Annotated in this window: 1 protein-coding gene; it reads left to right on the top strand. The window is 48.8% G+C overall.

Going from position 1 to position 942, the window contains the following annotated elements:
* Window positions 1–942, top strand: a 942-nt coding sequence (locus tag A3751_RS18545; RefSeq protein ID WP_231876934.1) for an ATP-binding protein, incomplete at both ends; no start/stop codon positions are given.

Genomic DNA, 942 nt, shown 5'->3' with positions numbered 1-942 from the left:
GCGCAAGAAGTCATTGATAATAGCGTCGATGAAGCCTTAGCCGGACATGCGACGAAGATAGAAGTTGTCCTTCATGAAGACGGCTCGTTATCCGTTTCGGACAATGGTCGTGGCATGCCGGTTGATATTCACTCTGAAGAGGGTGTTCCGGGCGTTGAGTTGATTCTTACGCGATTGCATGCCGGTGGTAAATTCTCGAATGATAACTATAGCTTTTCTGGTGGTCTTCACGGAGTTGGCGTGTCGGTGGTGAATGCGCTCTCGACCAAATTAGAGGTGTTTATCCGCCGCAGCGGTAATCTTCACAAGATTGCTTTTGCGGATGGCGATAAAACGCATGACCTAGAAGTCATCGATACGGTTGGTAAACGTAACACTGGAACACTCGTTCATTTTTGGCCCGACGCGAAATACTTTGAGTCTGTTAAGTTCTCGATTTCGCGTTTGCGACACGTACTTCGCGCTAAAGCGGTCCTATGTCCGGGACTGCACATGGTCTTTAACAACAAGCAGACCAACGAGAAAGATGAATGGCATTTTGAAGACGGCTTAAAGGATTACTTGATTGGTGCGACTGACGGTTTTGAAACCTGCCCAAAGGTACCGTTTACCGGATCAATGGCTGGCAACAGTGAAGCGGTAGATTGGGCTATCCAGTGGTTAACGGAAGGTGGCGACATCACTCAGGAAAGCTACGTTAACCTTATTCCAACCGCGCAGGGTGGAACGCATGTTAATGGCTTTAGAACCGGCTGTTTGGAGGCGATGCGTGAGTTTTGTGAGTTTCGAAACTTGTTGCCGCGCGGCCTTAAGTTAGGCCCAGAGGATATTTGGGACAAAAGCTGTTTTGTCCTTTCGGCGAAACTCGCTGACCCTCAGTTTTCTGGTCAAACCAAAGAGCGATTGTCTTCTCGAGAAGCTGCCGCGTTTATTTCGGGGGTT

The sequence above is a fragment of the Oleiphilus sp. HI0080 genome (assembly GCF_001635135.1).
This window is presented reverse-complemented; position numbering and strand designations above follow the sequence as displayed.